Consider the following 20,401-nt stretch of genomic DNA (forward strand, 5'->3'; position numbering starts at 1 on the left):
GGAATCAGGCAGGAGGACGCACGAGGTGAGATTATCCGCGTTGGTAATAACCGGATCTGGCATCAACTCACGAGTTCAACCAATTCAGCCTCGGTGCGTCGCAGGCTGAGATGGTAACCGCGAATCTCAACCTCTAGAGGATCGCCAAAAGGAGCCGTGCCAACCAGTTTGACCGCACAGCCAGGTGTCATGCCCATTTCCATGAGCCGTACGGCCGCGACACCTGAGTTGTCGATCGAGGCGATCACCCCTTCTTCGCCGATTGCCAGTTCGGACAACTTCAACATTCCACCATGTCCGTGTTGACCAGGATGTTGAGGATGTCCGAAGGTCGGAAGCAGAGCTTCGAATGGCCGACGCGAAGGATGCAGGGGCTGCCACTTTGCAGCATTTCGACTTCCGTGCCGTCGCGCAAACCGAGTTCCGCCATTCGCTTTACATCATCGCAACCACCGATGACTTGCGAAATGCGGACCTTCGTCCCACATCGAACCATGCTTAAAGGAATATCGGGAAGCATTTGCATTACCTGCTAATTGAGAGCGATTCTCAGTACAGGAATCTTACCCTAGGCCAGCAGCAGTGACAAGAGAGTTGGCCTGCTTCTTTTGTGGCGAATCTTGGTAAATGCCGCCTGAGGACGAAGTCGCATCAGAGTCGCGGCAATTCGTTAAGCCAGACAAAATTAAGTTGAATACCAGTCTCTACATCCCCAGCCAGGCTGGACGTAAGGATTGTCCAGAAAAGAACTTAATCGTTCTCGTTTATTTCGTGGAATAGCCTAACTTCATTCTCGAAATAGTGATCGGAAACAGTGAAGAAAGGCCCTGTCGTGTTGCGTTGGCGAATGTGTAGCCCAAAACAGCAATCGCCTCCCTGGAGAATGCTGTATCCATTTCCACAATGACGGAATTTCCAATCGATTCCAATCTGTTCGTCGAGCACCTTCAGATATTCGCGCATTGTTAATTCGCGGGAAGGAAGTTGAATCATCCGATTGCGATCCGCTTCCGCCAACTGATAGGACGCAAGAATCCGCTGGGTAGGTGAGTGCCGCGAAGCCCATACCCCGAGGTCTCCGAGGGGCATTTCGAGTTGAGGAAACGAGAGTTTTCTTTCTAATTCGATTTCAACAGTCTTCACGGGCTGGTAGGAATGAGCGGTGTAAATGATTCCCAAGAAGATCAATGCCGTGGTGATTGTTCCGAGTATCGGAACGGGAGCCAGCCCTCTTTGCCGCCGAGATCGGACACGGGTCGAAAAGATAAAAAACCAGATCACAAGAGCAAGTAGCGCGAACGCGATAGGACCGATCACAACCAGACCAAGAACGGTCGGAAGGAGCAAGTCGAAACCAAACGAGAAGTCATCGCGACGCATGAAAACCAACTTCCTCAACAGAAAACAGCTACGCGAAATATCAATGTTCGAGTAACCCAAGGCAACAATTCTGCAAAGCAAGCGAATCATTGCTCACGGAGAATCTTGCCTTTGTTGCTTGACCAACTCCACCATCGTTTCGCCAAATGCATGACCGATATGGAAGAACGTGTCTGCCCTGCCGTAATAGTGGTAACCACCGTCAAACGATTCACCATCGCTGATCACGTAAGGGCTGGTCTTTACGAAGCGAACTTGGCCATGGAACTCCGGGAGCTCGGAGACGTCTGATTGGATCTTGCGAAAGTTGAAGTGCTTTTCAGCGTAACGCTTTTCTGGCTCCATACCCTGCTGGCCAAGTTCGCCGATGACAAACGGAAGGTTAGGAACATCAAGATCACGACGAACGTCGCGAATCAAGTTAGCCAAATTCACGCCGTACTCATCCATCTTTTTCTGATCGATGATGTCATTGAATCCTTGGAAAAAGACGAAGCCTGAAAGTTCGTAGCCATCGTCTTCTTGATAGTTGGGGACAAGCTTGTCAATATTCTTCAGAGAGTCTTTGACGATGCGAATCGTATCGCGATACGCTTCGCCATAGGTTTCCTCTGGCAGCGGCACGAGTTCCTTCGTTTTCTGATCACGCTGCGTGTAATCTCCTTTGCCTGAGCTGGGCGGGCGGAAACGAACGGCAAGGGCCCGTCCGCCCCATGCACACTTGACGATTAAAATTGGTTGATCGAATGCATTGCCAACGACATGGCCAAACTCAAGTTCTGGGCCAAAGCGATCTGTTGGAGTTCCGTATCCCAGTCCGAGCTTACCCTGTCCTCGATCGTCGTTGTACTTAATAAAGACATCGTCTCGTTCGACCCATTCGTCACCGCTGCGCAAATGAGCGTACGTTTTCGCAGTCTTGGGGTCAGCCAATAATTGCTCCAGGTGTTTGACAGCGCCTTTCCCTTCCATATTGGATTGGCCGCATAACACAAAAACCTTCACGGGGGCTGCCCAGGTAGAGCTGACAACCACGGTGGCGATTGTCACAGTAAACGACAAGATTAGAACGCGTGATGGGATCATCATGGAGAGACCTTCAGGCAAGTGAAAGTAGACAAGTTCAGATTTATTGTCCTCTACCGATGTAATGGAATCAAACAGTCATCATCACGATTCATTCGATGACTCTTAGCTGACTTGATCAGCCCAGACCTTGAAAGTTTTCAATTCGTTCATTCCAAATGTTGTCGTCAATGCGACATCGGCCGCATCTCGTCCCCGAGCCATGAGAACACGACCGATACGAGGCTTATTATTTCGAGCATCGAACGTGTACCACTGCCCGCCAAGGTACGCTTCAAACCAAGCGCTAAAATCCATCGGATCGGCCGATGCAGGTACGCCGATATCGCCAAGATAGCCAGTGCAATAGCGTGCTGGAATATTGCAATTGCGGCAAAAGGTGATCGCCAAGTGGGTATAGTCGCGGCAGACTCCGACTCCCTCGCGATAGACACCTAACGCTGTGCGATTGGCGCTCGCCTGCATATAGTCGAATGCAATATGCTCATGCACAAAATCGCAGATGGCTTGCACTCTCGGCCAACCGGGTGGGGTATGCCCGAAGAGCTCCCAGGCAATATCTTTTAGCTCGCTGTCGACCTCGCAATAGCGACTGGCCAACAGATAGGTCAGCGTTTCGTAGGGAAGTTCTTGAACTTCGGCTTGCCTGGCCTGCGGGACCTGGAGATCGGGAAGTCCACAATCGTCGACAAGCGCTGTATTGCGAATGACAATCTTCCCTTTGGGGGCGACAATTCGACCGCACCGATTTCCGTACATATCGTAGTATTCGGAAATCGGTAGATTGGGTGAGGTTCGTAGCTGATCGTGTTGGCGAGTCGTCAATTCTCGAGTTGGATGCAGATACAACATCAACAGCATGGGAGCTGGTTGTGGCGAGTCAAAGGCGATTTCGAACCCGACACGAATAAGCATAGGCATCCTTCTCCAAGTAGAAAGAACGAAGGCTTGTGCGGCCGGAGGAACATGAACCGTTTACCGTGCAAGACTCTTCCGAACAGAAATCGGACCGTGCTTTGATCGTACCAGTTCTTCGCCAGCGATCCGTGACTAATCGAACCACAAGCGGCAAAACGGTGTAATTGTCTCAAATAGTTTCGGAACCGTGCTCGTTTTTAGTCGCGATGCTGCTATCCCTGCACCATGGATATCAGCACTGAGAGTCTGGCATGTCGTCAAACTCTCAGTGCCATTAGAAGCGATTAGCGAAAACTCATTTGCGATTCAGCCAAACATAACGAACTTCAATCGCGCCCTCGCCAGGGATTTTGAGGGCCGAAAGAGTCAGATTGTCTCGTCCCTTGGGAAGATTCAATGTGCCTAGTGAGAATGCCTTGAAGTCTTTAACCGGAGATTCCGCTCCACGATTGAAGCGATCGCGTTCTGGGCCGTAGGCTTCTGGATCGTGCGCCTCCTGAATAGAAGCAGCCGTCTTTTGACCGAGTAGCTCGGCTTGGATTTCGACTCCCACATTTTCCTTAGGGCAAGTGTAATAGACAATCGCCTCATATTGTCCTGGTTCGTGGACTTCGACATCCCAGGTGATCGTGCCCTCTTCTGTTTTCCAATTGGTGAAGTAGGAACAGTTGGGCGCTGGGGCGCTTCGCTTAATCTCACCGTGAGCAACGCCATCGCGAGCAGGAAGCGGTGTATTCGCCGAATAGCCGACCGTAAAGGGACGATCATCGTCCCGGGGCAGCATTTCTTCGCGATACTGCTTGGCAACTTGCATTAGTTGTTTCGTGATCTCAGGATTCTGTTTCGAGACATCTGTCCGTTGGCCGATATCTTGCAAGATATTGAACAGCTTGCCATCGTTGTCGAGTCGGTAGGTTTGGTTCCGCACGCTGACCTGATTGTTGCGCGAGGCAATGAGCTCGCGATCTGGCCAATCGGTCTTTTGGCCCGTTAGGAGCGGTTTCAAGCTGCGGCCGTCGATTGGTTTTGGATAGTTCGCGTCGATTCCAGCAAAGTCTAGGAGAGTTGGAAGAAAGTCGACGGCGCCGGCTATCTGTGTGATTTGCGTGTCTGGCTTAATCGTTCCCGGCATGCGAATGAAACAAGGAACACGGGTGCCTCCCTCGTCGAGCGATCCTTTGCGTCCCTTCATGTCGCCGTTCCAGCGAAAGCTGTTGGGGCCATTGTCGGCGAAGTCGATCACAATGGTGTTGTTGGCCAGATCAAGATCGTCCAGCTTCTTCAGAATTCGACCAACGTTCCAGTCAACGTTCTCGCACATCGCGAGTGCGGCTCGCGTCATACCAAGTTGTTCCTTTTGCGGATCACGATTCTTCATCGAAGGATTCATCTCGGCAAACTTGTCGTAGAATTCGTCCGGAACTTGCATCGGCGAATGGGGTGTGCAGTAAGGAACATAACAGAAGAACGGCTTGTCCCTGTTGTCCTCAATAAACTGCATCGCGTGATTCGTGAAATCGTCGGTAACATAGCCATCGCCGCGGACCAACGTGTTGTTGTGATCGAGCTCAGGACTGAAGTAGTGCCCCCAGTGCCCGGAGCAAAAACCGTAGTATTCGTCGAAACCGCGAGCATTGGGATGATAGGGATGCTGCATCCCGTTATGCCACTTGCCAAACGCTCCCGTCACATAACCCGCTTCTTTGAAGTACTGAGCAATCGTTTTCTCGTCGAGATTCAGGCGTTCCTGTCCCGTAGAAACGCCGCGGACGCCCGTCCGGGCGTAAAAGCGTCCGGTGAGCATTTCCGCACGCGTCGGAGCGCACAAATGGCAGACGTAGAACCAATCGAATCGGGCACCATCTTTGGCTAGTTGATCGATATTCGGGGTGTCGATGTTTTTGTTGCCATGAATGCTTAAGTCCCCCCAGCCCTGATCGTCCGTAAGAATCATCACGACGTTAGGCCGCGAGGGCTCCGCGGCGAAGGTGTGCGAAGCCAGCCATGGCAAAATAAGAAGCGAGGCGAGAAAGGTGAATAGCGTAAGTCGGCGGGGCATAACGTAACCTGCATGCGAGATGAGACAATTTTGGGCGGGGTATCGAGATGACTCCTATTGTCATCGCGCCAAACGTCTCGGTCAATTAAGCAATGCAGGCTAATTCAGAAGCATCAAATACAGCGAGAAAATATTGATTTTCGTTCGATGAGTCCCGACAGTGCCTGAAAAGTAAAACTATGCGCAACGAAACAGGGGCAGAAGTTGGCTCGGAAAAGCGTCCCCTCCGCCCCTGCTCGCTGCTCAGGTTCAACTATGACTCTGCCGGACAAATCACCTGGAGATCGAGTTCGGGTGATTCTCGGAAAGCGGGGGCCGGTACGGCCTTGTTACCTGGATGCGAATACTGTGGCGGTGATTCGCTGTAGGGAACCATCGTTGGCAGATTATGGATGGAAGCCATAACGTTGCTGCGGATAGTTTCCGAAATCTGATTGAGCGGAAGATGATTGAGACGTTCTTCTGAGAATGGGTTCTCCAACTCAACGCCAATTTGATCGAGCGCCAATAGCGGATACGCAACTAGAAATACAATCAGCGGTGTTGCCATGCCGGCTGCGTCAACAATCGCGACGGGTAAGAACAACAAATACAGAAACAAGAATCGGCGAATCTTGATCGAGAATGCTTGGGCTAAGGGCGTTTTCAAAATTCGTTCGCAGCCGCCAATGTGATCGATTAGTCGAGCTCGTTCCGCTTCTGCTTGCAGAAAGAAGAAGCGGTCCATCTGACCTTGATTAACCGCTTCCTGCAGCATGTCGGCGACTCGGCGAACTACGTACATGGGCATATGGTTCGATTCACTTAGTCGTCGCGTTTCTTCTGTGCCAATTGTTTCGCTCAGTTTGGCGATCTCGTCGAAGGAACGCTCGCCTCGCAAACTGTGGCAGCAAACCGGCGAGAAAGCGGCAACCCAGCGTGCGTAATTTTCCTGCCAGGCTCGATCCTTCGGCCCATACATCAAACCAATCTGAGCCAGGTTTCGAGATTGATTGACGATTCCTCCCCAAATTTTGCGTGCTTCATACCATCGATCGTAGCCAGCATTGGTTCGCATCACTAACAGCAAGGCAAGGACAACACCGATGTACTCGTAGTGAGCGGTCGCCAAGCCGTTATGAACCTGGAGGACATCGAAGAACATGTAAACGGCAGCTCCGAACAATGAAAATGCTAGGAGTCTGCCAGCAACCCGTGGGGTCACGGATCCGTTCACCTTAAATACTTCAACCCAGAAGTCTTCTCGAATCATATGCTCTCTTCTTTTTCCGTTTTCAGCAGGCGTAGCGAGTCGCGGTTTGTTGGGAGTTATCAGCCAACGAGATAAAGGTCGTGCTCGGTTCGTTGCAAAATGTCCAGCGGAATCGCACCCGTGAGTCGACTCCAGAATCCAAGATTGGGAGGAATACCGAGGACCAGCAAGTCCGCCTCCCATTTATTTGCGTAAGGGATCAGTACGCGTCGAACAGGCCCGACCAAACAGCCAGTCTCTAAGTCGTAACGCTGCGTTTGGCAATAATCACGCATCGCCTGAAACGCATTCGATTTCTGATTCGCAGCGGCACCGATCCCTAGCAACCGACAATGAGCGTCCGGCAGCGGATTCTGTGCCAAGAAGGAACGAATCGCTCGGGCTGAAGCATCCGAACGGTCGTAAACTAAAAGCACTCGTTGGGGAGTGCTGAGGATTCCACGAGATACGTAATGCGGAAGCCGAGAACGAGCGGTAAGTTCCAGGTGTTGCCAGGGCGTTAAGTCGTAAGGATACGATTGACCTTGAATTGGACAGCAGGAAACCAACAAATCGTGATACTGCGACTCGCGAACCAGGTTTTCGATTGTGTCCCCCTCGGTGCCGCGAGATGTCGCCTCAATTTCCAAGCGAGCACCGACCTCCAGTAAGTGATCGTGTGAGAACGACTGGCGAAGTTCGAGATGGGCACGTTGACCCGATTCCGCCAGCATATGGGCCGCTGAGACAATACGCTCGCTCGATTGCGAGTCCTGCGATTCCAACGCGGAAAGTCCATGCAGGCGAGCGTAAGCACCTTGAGCGATCAATGCCGCTAACTCGATAGCCCGATCGCAGCCGCTACAGCCGCTCAAGTGGACGAGTACGCTTTTCAGCATGATGCTTCTTTCTGAACTATTCCCTGATCCCGTTCCTGGATGTTCGACATCCCGTAAGGTTTATACGCACTTTCGACCCCCGCGGGCACAGTCATTCTTTCAACTAGAGGCATCGAAAATTTCTATGTTCGAGAATCGTTTTAGGGGGGTATGGAAATTTTCTATGCCAGCAAAACTTCTGACGATAAATTAGGTGTCAGGGGACAGGCGTTTCGCCAGATTGCGGTTTCCGCGCGCGGTTGCCTTGCTAGAATGTGGCACCACCCTTCGCCGAATTAATATGAAGGGTGGCGAATGCGAAGCCCCACGATTGCCACGAACACGATGGACAAATTGCCTACATGATCGAGCGCCTGCAGGATCTCAATTTTCTTCATTTGTTCTACTTTTGGGTTGCCGTTCGCCAGGGAAGTATTACGGCTGCTTGCGAGCACCTTCATCTTTCGCAGCCGACCGTCAGCTCGCAGATCAAAAAACTGGAGAAATCACTCGGTCATCAATTGTTCGATCGCAGCGGTCGCGAGCAGCAACTGACCGAAGTCGGTGCGATGGTAATGGAGTATGCCGACGAAATTTTTTCGACCGGTCGTGAGATGCTTGGCAGCTTGCGCGGTATGGAGACTGAGCAAACGCTTCGTCTGAATGTCGGAGTTCCGATGTATGTTCCCAAGCTGATTACATATCGGCTCTTGGAAGTGGCCCTCCGATTTCCGACGCCGGTCCAAATCGATTACCACGAAGCTCCGATGGAACAGTTGGTGGACGATCTGGTTCATCATCGACACGATGTCATCATCTCGGATCGACCGATAGCTTCCGATGGCCGTCTTAGCAGTTTTAATCATCCACTTGGTGATTGTTCCGTCGCCTTTTGTGCGGTGAAGCCGCTGGCCGAACAGCTCCGCGCGGACTTTCCAAGTTCGTTGCAGCGAGCCCCAATGCTGATGCCGTCTCCTTCTACGGCGCTGCGTCGAAGTCTCGATCATTGGTTCGATCAGCACGATATTTGTCCTAAGGTGGTCGCCCAGTTTGACGATAGCGCGATGCTGAAGGAGTTTGGCAGCGGAGGTGCAGGCGTGTTTCCAACGCCGGTGGCCGTGATTGATCGCGTCTGCCGTCAATACGATGTGGAGGTAATTGGGACGCTGGAAGATGTACGAAGTCATTTCTTCGCGATCACCTCGCAGCGACGACTCATTCATCCGGTGGTGGTTGCGATTTCGGAGGAAGCGCCAAAGATCTTGCTCGATATGCGGAAAGGCAACAGCATCGGGGAATAGACGAAGTCGAGCATTCGGATCCAATGTTCACATCTCTGTTCGCTGGCATGTCTACGCTTCGTTCTTCAAGATTTAACTTGGGATGCGTGTTAGCTTTGCTAAACTCGATGCATTGTCACCAAGTGTCTTTATTCATTCGCCAACTGCGAGCCATGAACGACCCACGCCCCTACGACGAGCACGAACGCCTGCACGAAGAAATCCTCGACTCACTTGACGAAGAATTCGAGGCAGAACTTGAAGATGCCATGATGGAGCGGGACGAGGCTCGCATAGAAGGAGACGGCAAGGGGCGATTGCCTCGACGCGTCTACTTCCGCGAGCTTCTTCAGCTACAGCGTGAATTGATCAAATTGCAAAGCTGGGTAGTCGAGAACAATGCCCGTGTTGCGGTACTATTTGAAGGACGAGATGCGGCAGGGAAGGGGGGAGCGATCAAGCGTATCACGCAGCGCTTGAATCCGCGTGTGTGCCGAGTGGTCGCCTTATCGGCTCCGTCGGAGCGAGAGAAAACGCAGTGGTACTTCCAAAGGTACGTGAACCATTTACCTGCTGCTGGCGAGATCGTGCTGTTCGATCGAAGCTGGTACAACCGAGCCGGTGTGGAGCGGGTAATGGGGTTCTGCACAGAGAACCAACTCGAAGAGTTCTTTCGCACGGTCCCGGAGTTCGAGCAGATGCTGGTCCGCTCGGGGATGTACCTAATAAAGTACTGGTTTTCGATCAGCGACGAAGAGCAACAGTTTCGCTTTCAGTGTCGTATTCATGACCCACTCAAACAGTGGAAATTGAGCCCGATGGATTTAGAGTCGCGACGAAGGTGGGAGCAATACACGGTCGCTAAGGAAGAAATGTTTGCGCGAACGAACATCCCTGATGCTCAGTGGTGGGTTGTTGAAGCAGACGATAAAAAGCGAGCTCGGCTGAACTGTATGCATCACTTTCTGCAGCAGATCCCTTATACGGAAGTCCCACAGCCAGAAATTTCTCTGCCGCCTCGTGAGCACGAAGAGGGCTATAAGAGGCGCCCTCTGCCAGAAGACGTCTTCGTGCCGTCGATCTATTAGTTTTCAGAAGTGATCTTGAGTGGTCTAGCGAGAACCCCTTCGTTGCTAATCGTGATTGGCTTGATGTGACCGTTCTCATCGAACTCCATCCGATCGATGCAGGTCACGCGTGAATTACCGTCGGTCTCGCCAAGCGGGCGTCGATGGTAAACCGCGTAATACTCGTCTGTCCCTGGAATATGAATCACTGAGTGGTGTCCGGCGCCAGTGGCGATTTTGGGATCTTGCTGTAAAACTTTTCCGATCCGCTTGAACGGACCGAATGGTGAGTCTGCAATCGCATAGGCCACGCTATAGTTGGGGCCAGTCCATCCACCTTCCGACCACATGAAGTAATACTTGTTATTGCGGATGAACATGAATGGGCCTTCGACATAACCGTCTGGCGTGATCTCTTGAAAGGTTGTTCCGTCTTCAAATGGTATGAAGCCGGAGAAGTCGTCGTTGAGTTGAGCGATATTGCAATGTCGCCAACCACCATAAATCAGGAAATACTTGCCATCCTTGTCCTTGAATGCAAATTGATCAATCGGTTGGGCACCATTGTGAAACTTATCGATCAGTGGCTTACCAAGATGATCTTTAAAAGGACCCGCCGGTTTGTCAGCTACCGCCACGCCGATGCCGCCTAGTTGATCGTTGTTTTGGATGTCATTTGCACCGAAAAAGAAGTAGTACTTTCCGTCCTTCTCAATGATGGAAGGAGCCCACATTGCACGGCGAGCCCATTTGATTTCCTGGTTGTCCAAGATGCGTGGATGCTTGGTCCACGTGACGAGATCCTTCGAGGAAAAGCAGTCGAAGAACGTTTGCTCGTCGTAGGGCGCGGAGTAGGTCGGGTAGATCCAATAGGTATCTTCGAAAAGGATTCCTTCCGGATCGGCATACCAGCCTTCAAATACAGGATTTCCAGATTTCACTGACTTCTCGTGAGCGTACATCGAAGTGTTGAACGTCACAGTCAGGAGCAAGATCAAGGAGAGAGTTCGAGTCATGGATTCTTCTGGATGCAAAGGAGCGTCGGGCATTACTTCCGTCATTCTAGACGCCAATTTTTTCCGGGAAGAGCAACTCGAATGAATCGAAGCAAAAAGATCGAATCCTTTCGGTGCGAACACAAAAAAAGCCTGCCAAATTGAGATCTGGCAGGCTTACTTGTTTCAGAATGTACTTACCGATTAGTACATGTCGTCGTGGCTGTGGCCACCCTTCTTGTCGGCCTTTGGCTTCTCAGCGATCAAGGCATCGCTGGTCAGCAGCAAGGTCGCGACACTAGCCGAATTGGCCAGGGCGGTCTTGGTGACCTTGGCTGGGTCGATGACGCCCGACTTAACCAGGTCTTCGTAGGTATCGGTCAACGCGTTGTAACCCTGGTTGCCTTTGCTTTCCAAGATCTTTTCGCAGATGATACTACCGTCTTTACCAGCGTTGGTGGCGATCGTGGTGATCGGAGCACGGCAAGCACGGATGACGATGTTGAAACCGATTTCTTCGTCGTGGCTCAGGCCTTCGGCACTCACCTTCGACGAAGCTCGCAGCAGAGCAACACCACCGCCTGGAAGAATGCCTTCAGCAGCGGCAGCACGCGTGGCGTGCAAAGCGTCTTCAACGCGAGCCTTCTTTTCCTTCATTTCGCTTTCGGTCGCGGCACCGACGTTGACCTTAGCGACACCGCCAGCCAACTTGGCCAGACGTTCTTCCAGCTTTTCCTTGTCGTAGTCGCTGGTCGAGTTGTCGATTTCGCGGCGGATCTGAGCGATACGATCCTTGATGTTCTGAGTATCGCCAGCACCTTCGATGATCGTGGTGTTGTCCTTGTCGATGATCACCTTCTTGGCGCGACCGAGTTCGGCCAAACCGAGGTTTTCGAGCTTAATGCCCAGGCTTTCAAAGATGGCAGTACCACCGGTCAGGATGGCGATGTCTTCCATCATGGCCTTACGGCGATCGCCGTAGCCAGGAGCCTTCACGGCGACACACTTGAAGGTGCCACGCAGGCGGTTGATAACCAGCGTTGCCAATGCTTCACCGTCAACGTCTTCGGCGATGATCAACAGTGGCTTGCTTTGCTGGACGACCGCTTCCAGAACTGGAACCAGATCTTTGATGTTGCTGATCTTCTTCTCGAAAACCAGAACGTAGCAATCTTCCAGGTCGCAGGTCATCGTGGCCGGATCGGTCACGAAGTAAGGCGAAAGGTAACCGCGATCGAACTGCATGCCTTCGACCCATTCCACTTCCGTGGCGAGCGACTTGCCTTCGTCGACGGTGATCACGCCGTCCTTACCGACCTTTTCCATGGCGTCGGCCAGGAGTTCGCCGATTTCGCGATCGTTGTTGGAAGCGATGGAACCAACGTTGGCCATTTCTTCCTTCTTCTTGATCGGAATCGACATGCCGTTCAGTTCGGCGGTGATGGCTGCGACAGCCTTTTCGATACCGGCCTTCATCTGAATTGGGTTCACACCGGAGACAACAGCCTTCAAACCTTCGTTGAAGATCGCTTCGGCCATCAGCGTGGCGGTGGTGGTACCGTCACCTGCGACGTCCGAAGTCTTGCTGGCAACTTCGCGAACCATTTGAGCGCCCATGTTTTCATAGACGTCTTCCAGTTCGATTTCCTTGGCAACGGTTACGCCGTCTTTCGTGACGGTCGGGCTGCCAAAGCTCTTCTGGATGATAACGTTGCGTCCCTTAGGACCCAGCGTCGTTTTGACGGCCTTCGCCAGCTTCGATACGCCGCGGCGGATCGCTTCGCGAGCTTCTTGATCAAAGGCGATGATCTTTGCCATCGATGGTTTCTCCTAAAAATTCTTATTCGTCAGAGGTTGTACGGGTAGGGATGGAAGCCGAACCGAGGCCTAGCCTTCGATGACTGCCAGGATGTCGTCTTCGCGAAGCAGGATGACTTCTTCATCGCCAACGGTGAACGTGTCGCTGCCGGCATACATGCTGAAGACAACCTTGTCGCCTTCTTTGACCTGCAGCGGGCTACGGCTGCCGTCGTCCAACAGACGGCCACTGCCCACGCTGACAACAACACCGCGGGACGGCTTGTTCTTGGCGGTTTCTGGCAGGAAGATCCCACCAGCGGTCTTTTCTTCCAATTCGTCGCGACGGACCACCACGCGATCGCCCAGCGGCTGCAAACGTTGTTTGGTGCTCGAAGCCTTCTTTTTCGTAGCCGTTGCCATGCTCTTGCCTTCCTCCAGAAAACTAGGGGGTGCTGTTTCCTGCACTTCCGTCAGGAAACGCCGATGCGGGATATGAATGGATTTGGCAGGCAAGCGAGGTAAGTCTAAACCTCATCCGACTGCCATTGTTGCGCGAACAATTGCGTGCGGTGCTAAGAAGCAACTACTGTGCCAATAAGTGTCCTTGATGACGTAAGGGCATTGGTGTCAGCAGTTTGTGGCAAATCGAAGATCGGCTCGCTTGGCCAGGAATGACAAAGGCGAGCCGGTCTGCCAATGTGGCAGAACTGACTCGCCAGAAGGTTGTCACTCGTGGCAGAGCGAAGATTCGTGCTCAGAAGCAAGAGATTTATTGATTCAAAGCGCCTGAGAAGTGGCTGCCACCACCTAGAACAAAGCTGAGAATCGCGACGCCGGTCCAAATCATCATCAGTTGCCGAGCCTGATACTTGTCGACATTGACCCAACCCAAAACGAATGCGACGAGAAAACCCAACCCCAGACAGACTAATGAACCGAGAGAGAGGCCCCCTAATAAGGGGTCGCCATGCTGGAACATCTTAATGACGATAACGACATAACAGCCGATCGAAATGATGCCGAGAATACCGAGAAGGAAAAGTAGCAGAATCGCGATCATGATCTAATTCCCCCGAATTAAGTAGCGAGCCCCTGCGTCTCACGGTGAAACGTTGATAAAAGCTTTCTAAACCTCGCGGTGACCACAACGCAAATTCAATTCTGGTTTTGTCAGCGACTTTTCTCGGAATGTTTACCCGAGGCGCAATCTACCTGCGTTTTCTTACGACCGAGGTGGTTGCCGGTCGCGAAAGAGGACCTCAATGAGTCCGACCAAGACATCGCCCAGACAACTGAAGAGTTCGAGCAGCGCTTCCATAGCTTCCATTGGGTACTCCCTGCAATGTGATTTGATTCCTGCAAGGAGATATTCGCCAATATTCGAGCGTTCTTCCGCTAAATCGCCGGTGGATTTTGCGGATTTTCCACCCGTGCACTGATGGAGTATTCGGCTCGCTACGGAACGCTGGTTATCGATAACTCAGCAAGTTTTCACTCTGCATGAGCATCAAGGTATACGCCACAGCGAAGAGAAACTGGGCGAAGGAGATTGCCGTCCAAAAGCCCATGAACCTAAGCGAATCGTATTTGGTGACGTAGACCCAGCCGCCGATAAAAGCGATCAACACGCCAAAACCAGAGCAAAGCGTGAGTAGCAGCGAGATCAATGCGAGCCCGATATCTTGGTAGGCGAACATCTTCACTAAGATGATCACGAAGCAAACCAGATTGACGATACCCAGTCCCCAACACATCGCCAGCAGCATGGTTTCTGCAACAGCCATGATCTCTCTCCCCAAATTTAACCGCTTGGCGAGCGACCCACAGCGGGCACATTCGGCCAAGGATATCTAGGTCGAGAAAAAAGGGGGAGCAAGCGGACGATTATTAACCACGTGGAAATCGTGACCTAACCGTTACAACCGGTATTTTCTACCTACGGTTGCGGCGGCGCTGACGGGGCCTCGGGATTCAGTAGTTGAAAGAATAGAACGACGCACAACGCAAACACGCCATACAGGATTAGCTCAGCCGCCACCAAGCATGATAGGAAAATCATACGTTTGGTGGACTCGTACTTTCGATGATTACGCCAACCCACGACGAGCACGACCAACGTTCCGACCCAACTGACCGCACTTAGGGCAATTCCCAGGCCAGCAACATATTTGCCTGCCCAGTTATCCGCTACGCCACAAAGCGCGGTGATCAGCGTAATCCAACTCCAAAGCTCGTCGCCGCGGTCACTCATTCGGGACGAAAGGCCAAGCATACAGAACAGCTTGGCGATTCCCAGAATCGTAAGCGCGAAGACAAATGCCTTAAGGCCCCAAACCAGCGTATCTGCGTCTGGCATGTTTCATGCTTCATGGATGTTGACGAAAAATTAAACCCGAACCGCTTTCCCCTTCGCAACCGAATCGGCTTGTTTCTGGCACAGGACCAGGGCATCGACCGCCAAATCGCCGGCCAGAATGCTGGATGGTTCGCCGGTGAGAATGCTCTTCTCGACTTCCTTCAACTCTGCCACGAACGAATCGATTGGATCGGTGCTCTTGAGCTTGGGTTGTTTCGATTTCCCTTTTCTCGGGAGCACCGTCAGCGGCATCGAGCTAACTGGGGCCCCATCGATTACGGCGAAGTCCATCAGCAGGGTGGCGTTCTCGTAATGTATCTCGAAGGCGTGGGTGAAGCTTCGCGTGGCTTGGTGCAACACACCACTGGTCGCAGTTACCACGTAATCTTGTTCGGCAAAACCGAATTGCGTGGTGCAGTACTCCACGCAATCTCCGTTCATGCGACCGACGCTGCTGACGCTGGTCGGCATGCCGAACATCAAGCGAATGAAGTGGGCGTCGTGGATATGAAGGTCCAACAGCGGACCACCGACCTTTTCAAGATCGAAGAAATCTTTCAACCAGCTAGGATTGCTGATCAAACGCTTGAAATGGCCCCCTAAAAGCTTGCCAAACTTGCCGCTACGGGCTGCTTCCAACGCGAAATTGAACTCAGCAAAGAAAGGTAGAACATGCGCAGTCAGCATCAGCTTGCCGCTCTTGTCGGCCGCCTTTTGCATTGCTTTAGCGGCTTTCGTACTCAGGGCGATCGGTTTCTCGACTAGCACGTGTTTGCCTGCATTGAGTGCAGCAATGGTTGCTTCTTCGTGCATTGCCGGTGGCAAGCAAATGTCGACCATGTCGATCGAATCGTCGGCGAGCAACTCTTCAATCGTCGCGTAGACATTCATCTTCGAGACGTCGATCTTCTCGCCAGGAGGGCCGAAATTGCCTTGGATGCCGCGCCAATCCCCTTTTTGCTTTTTGGGATCTCGCGAACAGAACGCAGCCACCTGTATTCCGCGTATCTTCTGATACGCTAGGTAATGGATCCAACTCATAAACCCAACGCCGACGATTCCAACCTTAATCATGGGTGCTTTCCTCTTACGATCGATCTTTGAACTAACGGGGTACTTGGCGAGAATGCGAAGGGCATTGATGGGAGGGATGTTTGACACCACCTATGTGCCGAAATAGTCTCTTGCAGGATTGCTGTACTATGAACGACGGCCTGAGCAGTGGCAACCCAGTCAAAGGTAGGAACTTAATATCTTATGGCGCGAAAAGACTTGCACTCGTCGGCTGATTTGCCACTTGAGACTCCACGAACCTGGCTGCGCAGGATCGAAATTGGGGACTTCAATCGCGTATTAGCCATCTACGGAGACGAGCAGAGTGCCCAATTCGATTTCTATGGGCCATTCGGTGCCGCCGACGTAGAGCAGATGATCTTGTCTCAGTCCGATATCTATCTCGGAGATCCTGGTGTTCCTGTCTATTTAGCGGTACTTGAACGTGAAACAGGTGAGTTGATAGGAGTTATCAATCTAACCATCGATAGTCCTATCGATCGACAAGGCTCCATCGGGTTTGTGTTTGATCGCGCGTTCCACGGCCACGGATATGCATTTGAAGGAGCGAATGCGGCACTGCAGTTCGCTTTCACGAAGTTAGAGCTCCATCGTATGATTGCCGCTTGTGATACACGTAATGAGCGATCATGGAAGCTGATGGAACGACTTGGAATGCGCAGAGAGGCTCATTTCGTTCACGATGGCTACAGCGCAGACGAGAACATGTGGACGGACAGTTTCATCTACGCGATGCTCGACCACGAGTGGCGACCAAATGCTTGATGCGATCGCTGCCGGGGTCAGTCGACCTGCGTGACTTTCTCGAACCTTGGGAAGGCATCGTCCCACATGGTGGGTGTCTTCGGAGTGTAGGTGACAACGGGGAAACTGTTACGAATGACTTCTCGCCCCTCGGCCAAACTGTCGATGTCTCCGGCGGCCACGGCTTGCAGCATTAAATTGCCAATCGCCGTAGCTTCAACAGGACCTGCGACAACTTGGCAATTGCACGCATCGGCGGCCATCTGGCAAAGCAATTGGTTTTGCGTGCCTCCGCCGACGATATGAATCGTGTTGATCTTCGTACCGGTCAAGTCTTGGAGTTTGCGATGAACCACTCGGTATCGCATCGCCAGGCTCTCTAGCACGCAGCGGATGACTGCCCCATCGTTTTGCGGAACGATCTGGCCAGTTCGTTCGCAGAAATCGCGAATTTCGGCGGGCATGTCTTGCGGAGCGACGAAGTCGGCGTGATCTGGATTCACAAAGCTGGCTAGTGGTGTGGCTTCCTGCGACATTCGCACCAAGTCGGAATAACCGTACTCATGGCCGCGCTGTTTCCAGATGCGTCGGCATTCCTGAACCAGCCACAAGCCGGCGATGTTCTTCAGCAATCGTGTGGTGCCGTAAACCCCACCTTCATTCGTATAGTTGAACTCGGCACATTGCTCGTTGATGATCGGATGAGGTGTTTCCACGCCCATTAACGACCAGGTTCCACTGGAGATATAGCACCAATCCGGCATCTGACCGGGTGAGCTTTCCGCTGGGACAGCGACCACTGCCGAGGCCGTATCGTGGGTGCCTGGTCGGACGACCTTAGTTCCGTTGAGTCCGATTTGTTCCAGCACGGTGTCACGTAGTGGTCCGACAACGGTGCCTGGATCGACGATCTCGCCAAAGATCTTCTCAGGCAAACCCAAGCCATCGATCAACTTCTTCGACCACGATTTGGTAACGGGATTGAATAGTTGGGTTGTCGTGGCGTTGGTCAGCTCATTTCCTTTTTCGCCGGTTAACAACCAATGAAATAGGTCGGGCATCATCAGGAAGTGCTCGGCGGCTTCCAGAACCGAACTGTTTGCTTCTTTCATGGCCAGCAGTTGGTACAGCGTGTTGATCTCCATGAACTGGAGACCGGTCTCGGCGAAGATCTCCTCACGGCTGACCTTCGCGAATGCTCGCTCGAACATGCCGCTGGTGCGTGGATCGCGGTAATGATAGGGATTGCCTAGCAGTTCATCATTGCGACCGAGAAGGGCGTAATCGACGCCCCATGTATCGACACCTACACTGCTAATCTCGCTGCCGAACTTGGTACCTGAAGCGCTCAGCCCGTCTTTGATGTTCTGCCACAACTGCAAGAGATCCCAGTGCAGATGGCCCGCCAACGCGATTGGCCCGTTGTCAAACCGATGAACCTCTTCCAATTGCAGTTTGGAACCATCAAAACGGCCTCCGAGAACACGGCCACTTGAAGCACCCAAGTCAACAGCGAGGTAAGTCTTTTTCGACATAGCAGAAGGTATATTCAATGCAGGATGAGGGGGCAGAAACCCTGGCAGACCAAGGAAATGGCCCAGCGAGGAAGTGGGTATTGCAGTGTAATGGACGCACGCGGTGTCAACAATCGTTGCGGAGTGGCATATTTGCTAACAAACTTGCGAAAGCCCTATTCGCCTGAACCGGGTAATCGACGTAAAACTGTTGGAAGGCTTGGGCCCGGACTGCCGAAACCAACATTGATGCGACAACTTCCGAAAAACCAGCTCAACTAGCTAGAAAAACCGCCTGTGGACCCACTAGAAATCCTAGCACTCGACCTGATTGTGATTCTCGCTGCAGGATTCCTATCGGGGGCGTTATGTCGATATTTCCACTTCTCGACGATCGTCGGCTATTTGATTGTCGGTGCAATCATCGGAGAAGGTGGGCTGGGCTTTCTCCATACCGAGAGTCACGACTTGCAGATGCTGGCCGAAATGGGGGCTCTGTTCCTTCTGTTCTCGATCGGTACGGAAATCTCATGGGAGGAATTAAAGCACGTCGGGCCATGGATTCTGATCGCTGGCTTCATCCAGTTGATCGCGGTGAGTATTCCGGCCAGCTTACTTTTTGCCTTAATCGGAATTCCATGGCAGGGAGCCTGTCTGATGGGGGCCGCCGTCGCGTTGAGTTCAACAGTGCTCGTGTTCCGCGCCTTGCATGAACAGAACGTCGCCACTTCGCCCGCTGGTATCCGAAGTGTCGGTATCTTGCTCTTTCAGGACATGGCAATCGTGCCGTTGATGCTGGCCGTGCCGCTGTTATCGGCCACGGGGGAACACTCCAGCTACGAGTTTGTGCGTCTGGGACTGGTCTCTTTACTATTCGTGACGACAATCCCGGTACTGGCTTTCGTGACCCATCGCTTCGCTTTGCCGCTCTTCTCGTTGCTGCGAAGCCGAGAATTGTTGCTCCTATTTGCCCTCGCGCTGCTAGGCGGTGGCTGTTTCGTGGCCCACCGTTTGGGACTGCCGGCCGCCTTTGGGGCATTCGGTGCCGGGCTAATTCTTGGAGGAAATCGCTTTACGCAACAGGTCGACGCACTGACACTTCCGTTTCGTGAAAGCTTCGCCGCGGTGTTCTTCATCTCATTGGGCGGTTTGCTCAATTTTGCGCTCCTATTGGAAGATCCGCTGGTGGTGATCATCGGCTTCCCTTTGGTGCTGCTTGTGAAAACCTTCGGAGCCGGGCTCGCCTTGAAGCTTTCGGGCATGAACTGGCGAGTTGCCTTGCTAATGGGATTGGGACTCTCGCAGATCGGCGAATTGAGCTTCCTGCTTCTGTCTGAAGGGATGGACTCCGACTTGATTGATGAAACCAACTACAACCAAATGTTGGTTCTCGCGATCGGGACGATGATCATTACGCCAGGGCTAATTAAGTTCGCCGTTCGTAAGCTGGGGGATCACGAGTCGCTTCACACGAAGAAGGAAGAGAAGCCAATCGAGGCCCGGGAGTCAATTCGCGAGGCTGTTATCATCGGGGTTGGACCGGTTGCCCGACAGGTTGCTTCGCGGATTGAAACCTCAGGGGCGGATGTTCGCTTCATCGACTTGAATTCAGTGAATACCTACCCTCTGATCCAAGCTGGGTTTCGAGCGGTCACGGGCGATGCGACGAAGCGATCAACATTGCGCGAAGCCGAGATCGCCCATGCCAATCTCGCTTTGGTTGCGGTTCCCGACGACGAGGCGTCCGTCCAGATCGTTAAGAATATCCGCAGCATGAACCGACACTGCACCATCCTAGCCCGCTGCCGCTATCAGCGAAATCGCGAACGCCTTCACCTGGTTGGGGCGGACTACGTGACCGACGAAGAGTCGCAAACCGCCCTCATGTTGATTGGCATGATCGAGAAGCTGGAATCGAGTCACTCGTTCTAGATCGATTGGCTTACAAGAGGGGGTATTTCTGGTCGCACCCCTACAACCGGCAAAATTCATCCTGAAGATCATTGCCCTGCGTAACCG

At 52.6% G+C, this 20,401-nt stretch carries 20 protein-coding genes; 4 read left to right on the forward strand and 16 right to left on the reverse strand.

The genetic code is table 11. The annotated features are described in order from the left end of the window. Positions 1–62 precede the first annotated feature (62 nt). The 8 genes from C5Y83_RS25665 to C5Y83_RS29505 all read right to left on the reverse strand — a co-directional run bounded on the left by C5Y83_RS25665 (position 63) and on the right by C5Y83_RS29505 (position 7,573). Entirely contained in the window at positions 63–287 is a 225-nt protein-coding gene (locus C5Y83_RS25665; protein ID WP_105332651.1) for a ferrous iron transport protein A, read from the reverse strand. Further along, positions 281–520 (reverse strand): ferrous iron transport protein A, encoded by a 240-nt coding sequence (locus C5Y83_RS25670; RefSeq protein ID WP_158262518.1) that lies wholly within the window; start codon positions 518–520, stop codon positions 281–283. Before C5Y83_RS25670 ends, C5Y83_RS25665 begins: the two co-directional genes overlap by 7 nt. Positions 521–750: 230 nt before the next feature. Further along, positions 751–1,380, reverse strand: coding sequence for a hypothetical protein (locus C5Y83_RS25675; protein WP_105332653.1), 630 nt, complete (start codon positions 1,378–1,380; stop codon positions 751–753). A 93-nt stretch (positions 1,381–1,473) separates the two neighbouring features. Further along, positions 1,474–2,469: a sialate O-acetylesterase gene (locus C5Y83_RS25680; RefSeq protein ID WP_105332654.1), complete on the reverse strand. Its 996-nt coding sequence runs from the start codon at positions 2,467–2,469 to the stop codon at positions 1,474–1,476. Positions 2,470–2,571: 102 nt separating this feature from the next. Next, positions 2,572–3,381, reverse strand: a complete 810-nt coding sequence (locus C5Y83_RS25685; protein WP_105332655.1) for a transglutaminase-like domain-containing protein — start codon at positions 3,379–3,381, stop codon at positions 2,572–2,574. A 298-nt stretch (positions 3,382–3,679) separates the two neighbouring features. Further along, complete coding sequence (locus C5Y83_RS25690; protein ID WP_105332656.1) at positions 3,680–5,443, reverse strand: arylsulfatase; 1,764 nt, start codon at positions 5,441–5,443, stop codon at positions 3,680–3,682. Positions 5,444–5,696: 253 nt separating this feature from the next. Further along, a complete protein-coding gene (locus tag C5Y83_RS25695) occupies positions 5,697–6,695 on the reverse strand; it encodes a bestrophin family protein (RefSeq protein WP_158262519.1) in 999 nt (332 codons plus the stop codon). A gap of 59 nt (positions 6,696–6,754) precedes the next feature. Continuing rightward, on the reverse strand, positions 6,755–7,573 hold the full coding sequence (locus C5Y83_RS29505; RefSeq protein WP_158262520.1) for a universal stress protein: 819 nt from the start codon (positions 7,571–7,573) through the stop codon (positions 6,755–6,757). 341 nt (positions 7,574–7,914) lie between these two features. Here C5Y83_RS29505 and C5Y83_RS25700 point away from each other — a divergent pair, with 341 nt between their 5' ends. Together C5Y83_RS25700 and ppk2 are read left to right on the forward strand one after the other, a co-directional pair. Continuing rightward, complete coding sequence (locus C5Y83_RS25700) at positions 7,915–8,853, forward strand: LysR family transcriptional regulator (RefSeq protein WP_146117926.1); 939 nt, start codon at positions 7,915–7,917, stop codon at positions 8,851–8,853. Positions 8,854–9,005: 152 nt separating this feature from the next. Next, positions 9,006–9,920 carry a polyphosphate kinase 2 gene (ppk2, locus tag C5Y83_RS25705; protein ID WP_105332659.1) on the forward strand — a complete coding sequence of 305 codons (915 nt, stop codon included), beginning with the start codon at positions 9,006–9,008 and terminating at the stop codon, positions 9,918–9,920. Here the strand turns inward: ppk2 and C5Y83_RS25710 are convergent. From C5Y83_RS25710 to C5Y83_RS25740, 7 genes are all read right to left on the reverse strand, one after another. Next, a complete protein-coding gene (locus C5Y83_RS25710) occupies positions 9,917–10,915 on the reverse strand; it encodes a glycoside hydrolase family 43 protein (RefSeq protein WP_105333061.1) in 999 nt (332 codons plus the stop codon). The two genes, ppk2 and C5Y83_RS25710, sit on opposite strands and share 4 nt — an antisense overlap. Positions 10,916–11,098: 183 nt before the next feature. Beyond that, positions 11,099–12,712 carry a chaperonin GroEL gene (gene groL, locus C5Y83_RS25715; RefSeq protein ID WP_105332660.1) on the reverse strand — a complete coding sequence of 538 codons (1,614 nt, stop codon included), beginning with the start codon at positions 12,710–12,712 and terminating at the stop codon, positions 11,099–11,101. A gap of 69 nt (positions 12,713–12,781) precedes the next feature. Continuing rightward, on the reverse strand, positions 12,782–13,114 hold the full coding sequence (gene groES / locus C5Y83_RS25720) for a co-chaperone GroES (protein ID WP_105332661.1): 333 nt from the start codon (positions 13,112–13,114) through the stop codon (positions 12,782–12,784). Between the two features lie 349 nt (positions 13,115–13,463). Continuing rightward, complete coding sequence (locus tag C5Y83_RS25725) at positions 13,464–13,754, reverse strand: hypothetical protein (protein WP_105332662.1); 291 nt, start codon at positions 13,752–13,754, stop codon at positions 13,464–13,466. Positions 13,755–14,163: 409 nt separating this feature from the next. Continuing rightward, on the reverse strand, positions 14,164–14,478 hold the full coding sequence (locus tag C5Y83_RS25730; protein ID WP_105332663.1) for a hypothetical protein: 315 nt from the start codon (positions 14,476–14,478) through the stop codon (positions 14,164–14,166). 152 nt (positions 14,479–14,630) lie between these two features. Next, positions 14,631–15,050 (reverse strand): hypothetical protein, encoded by a 420-nt coding sequence (locus C5Y83_RS25735; RefSeq protein ID WP_105332664.1) that lies wholly within the window; start codon positions 15,048–15,050, stop codon positions 14,631–14,633. A 30-nt stretch (positions 15,051–15,080) separates the two neighbouring features. After that, positions 15,081–16,124 (reverse strand): Gfo/Idh/MocA family protein, encoded by a 1,044-nt coding sequence (locus C5Y83_RS25740; RefSeq protein WP_105332665.1) that lies wholly within the window; start codon positions 16,122–16,124, stop codon positions 15,081–15,083. A gap of 183 nt (positions 16,125–16,307) precedes the next feature. Here C5Y83_RS25740 and C5Y83_RS25745 point away from each other — a divergent pair, with 183 nt between their 5' ends. Next, positions 16,308–16,889, forward strand: coding sequence for a GNAT family N-acetyltransferase (locus tag C5Y83_RS25745; protein WP_105332666.1), 582 nt, complete (start codon positions 16,308–16,310; stop codon positions 16,887–16,889). Between the two features lie 17 nt (positions 16,890–16,906). Here C5Y83_RS25745 and rhaB read toward each other — a convergent pair whose 3' ends face one another. Further along, positions 16,907–18,403: a rhamnulokinase gene (rhaB, locus tag C5Y83_RS25750; RefSeq protein ID WP_105332667.1), complete on the reverse strand. Its 1,497-nt coding sequence runs from the start codon at positions 18,401–18,403 to the stop codon at positions 16,907–16,909. A gap of 276 nt (positions 18,404–18,679) precedes the next feature. Here rhaB and C5Y83_RS25755 point away from each other — a divergent pair, with 276 nt between their 5' ends. Further along, entirely contained in the window at positions 18,680–20,314 is a 1,635-nt protein-coding gene (locus tag C5Y83_RS25755) for a cation:proton antiporter (protein ID WP_105332668.1), read from the forward strand. Positions 20,315–20,401 lie beyond the last annotated feature (87 nt).

Source organism: Blastopirellula marina (genome assembly GCF_002967765.1).
GTDB classification, from domain to species: Bacteria; Planctomycetota; Planctomycetia; order Pirellulales; family Pirellulaceae; genus Bremerella; species Bremerella marina_A.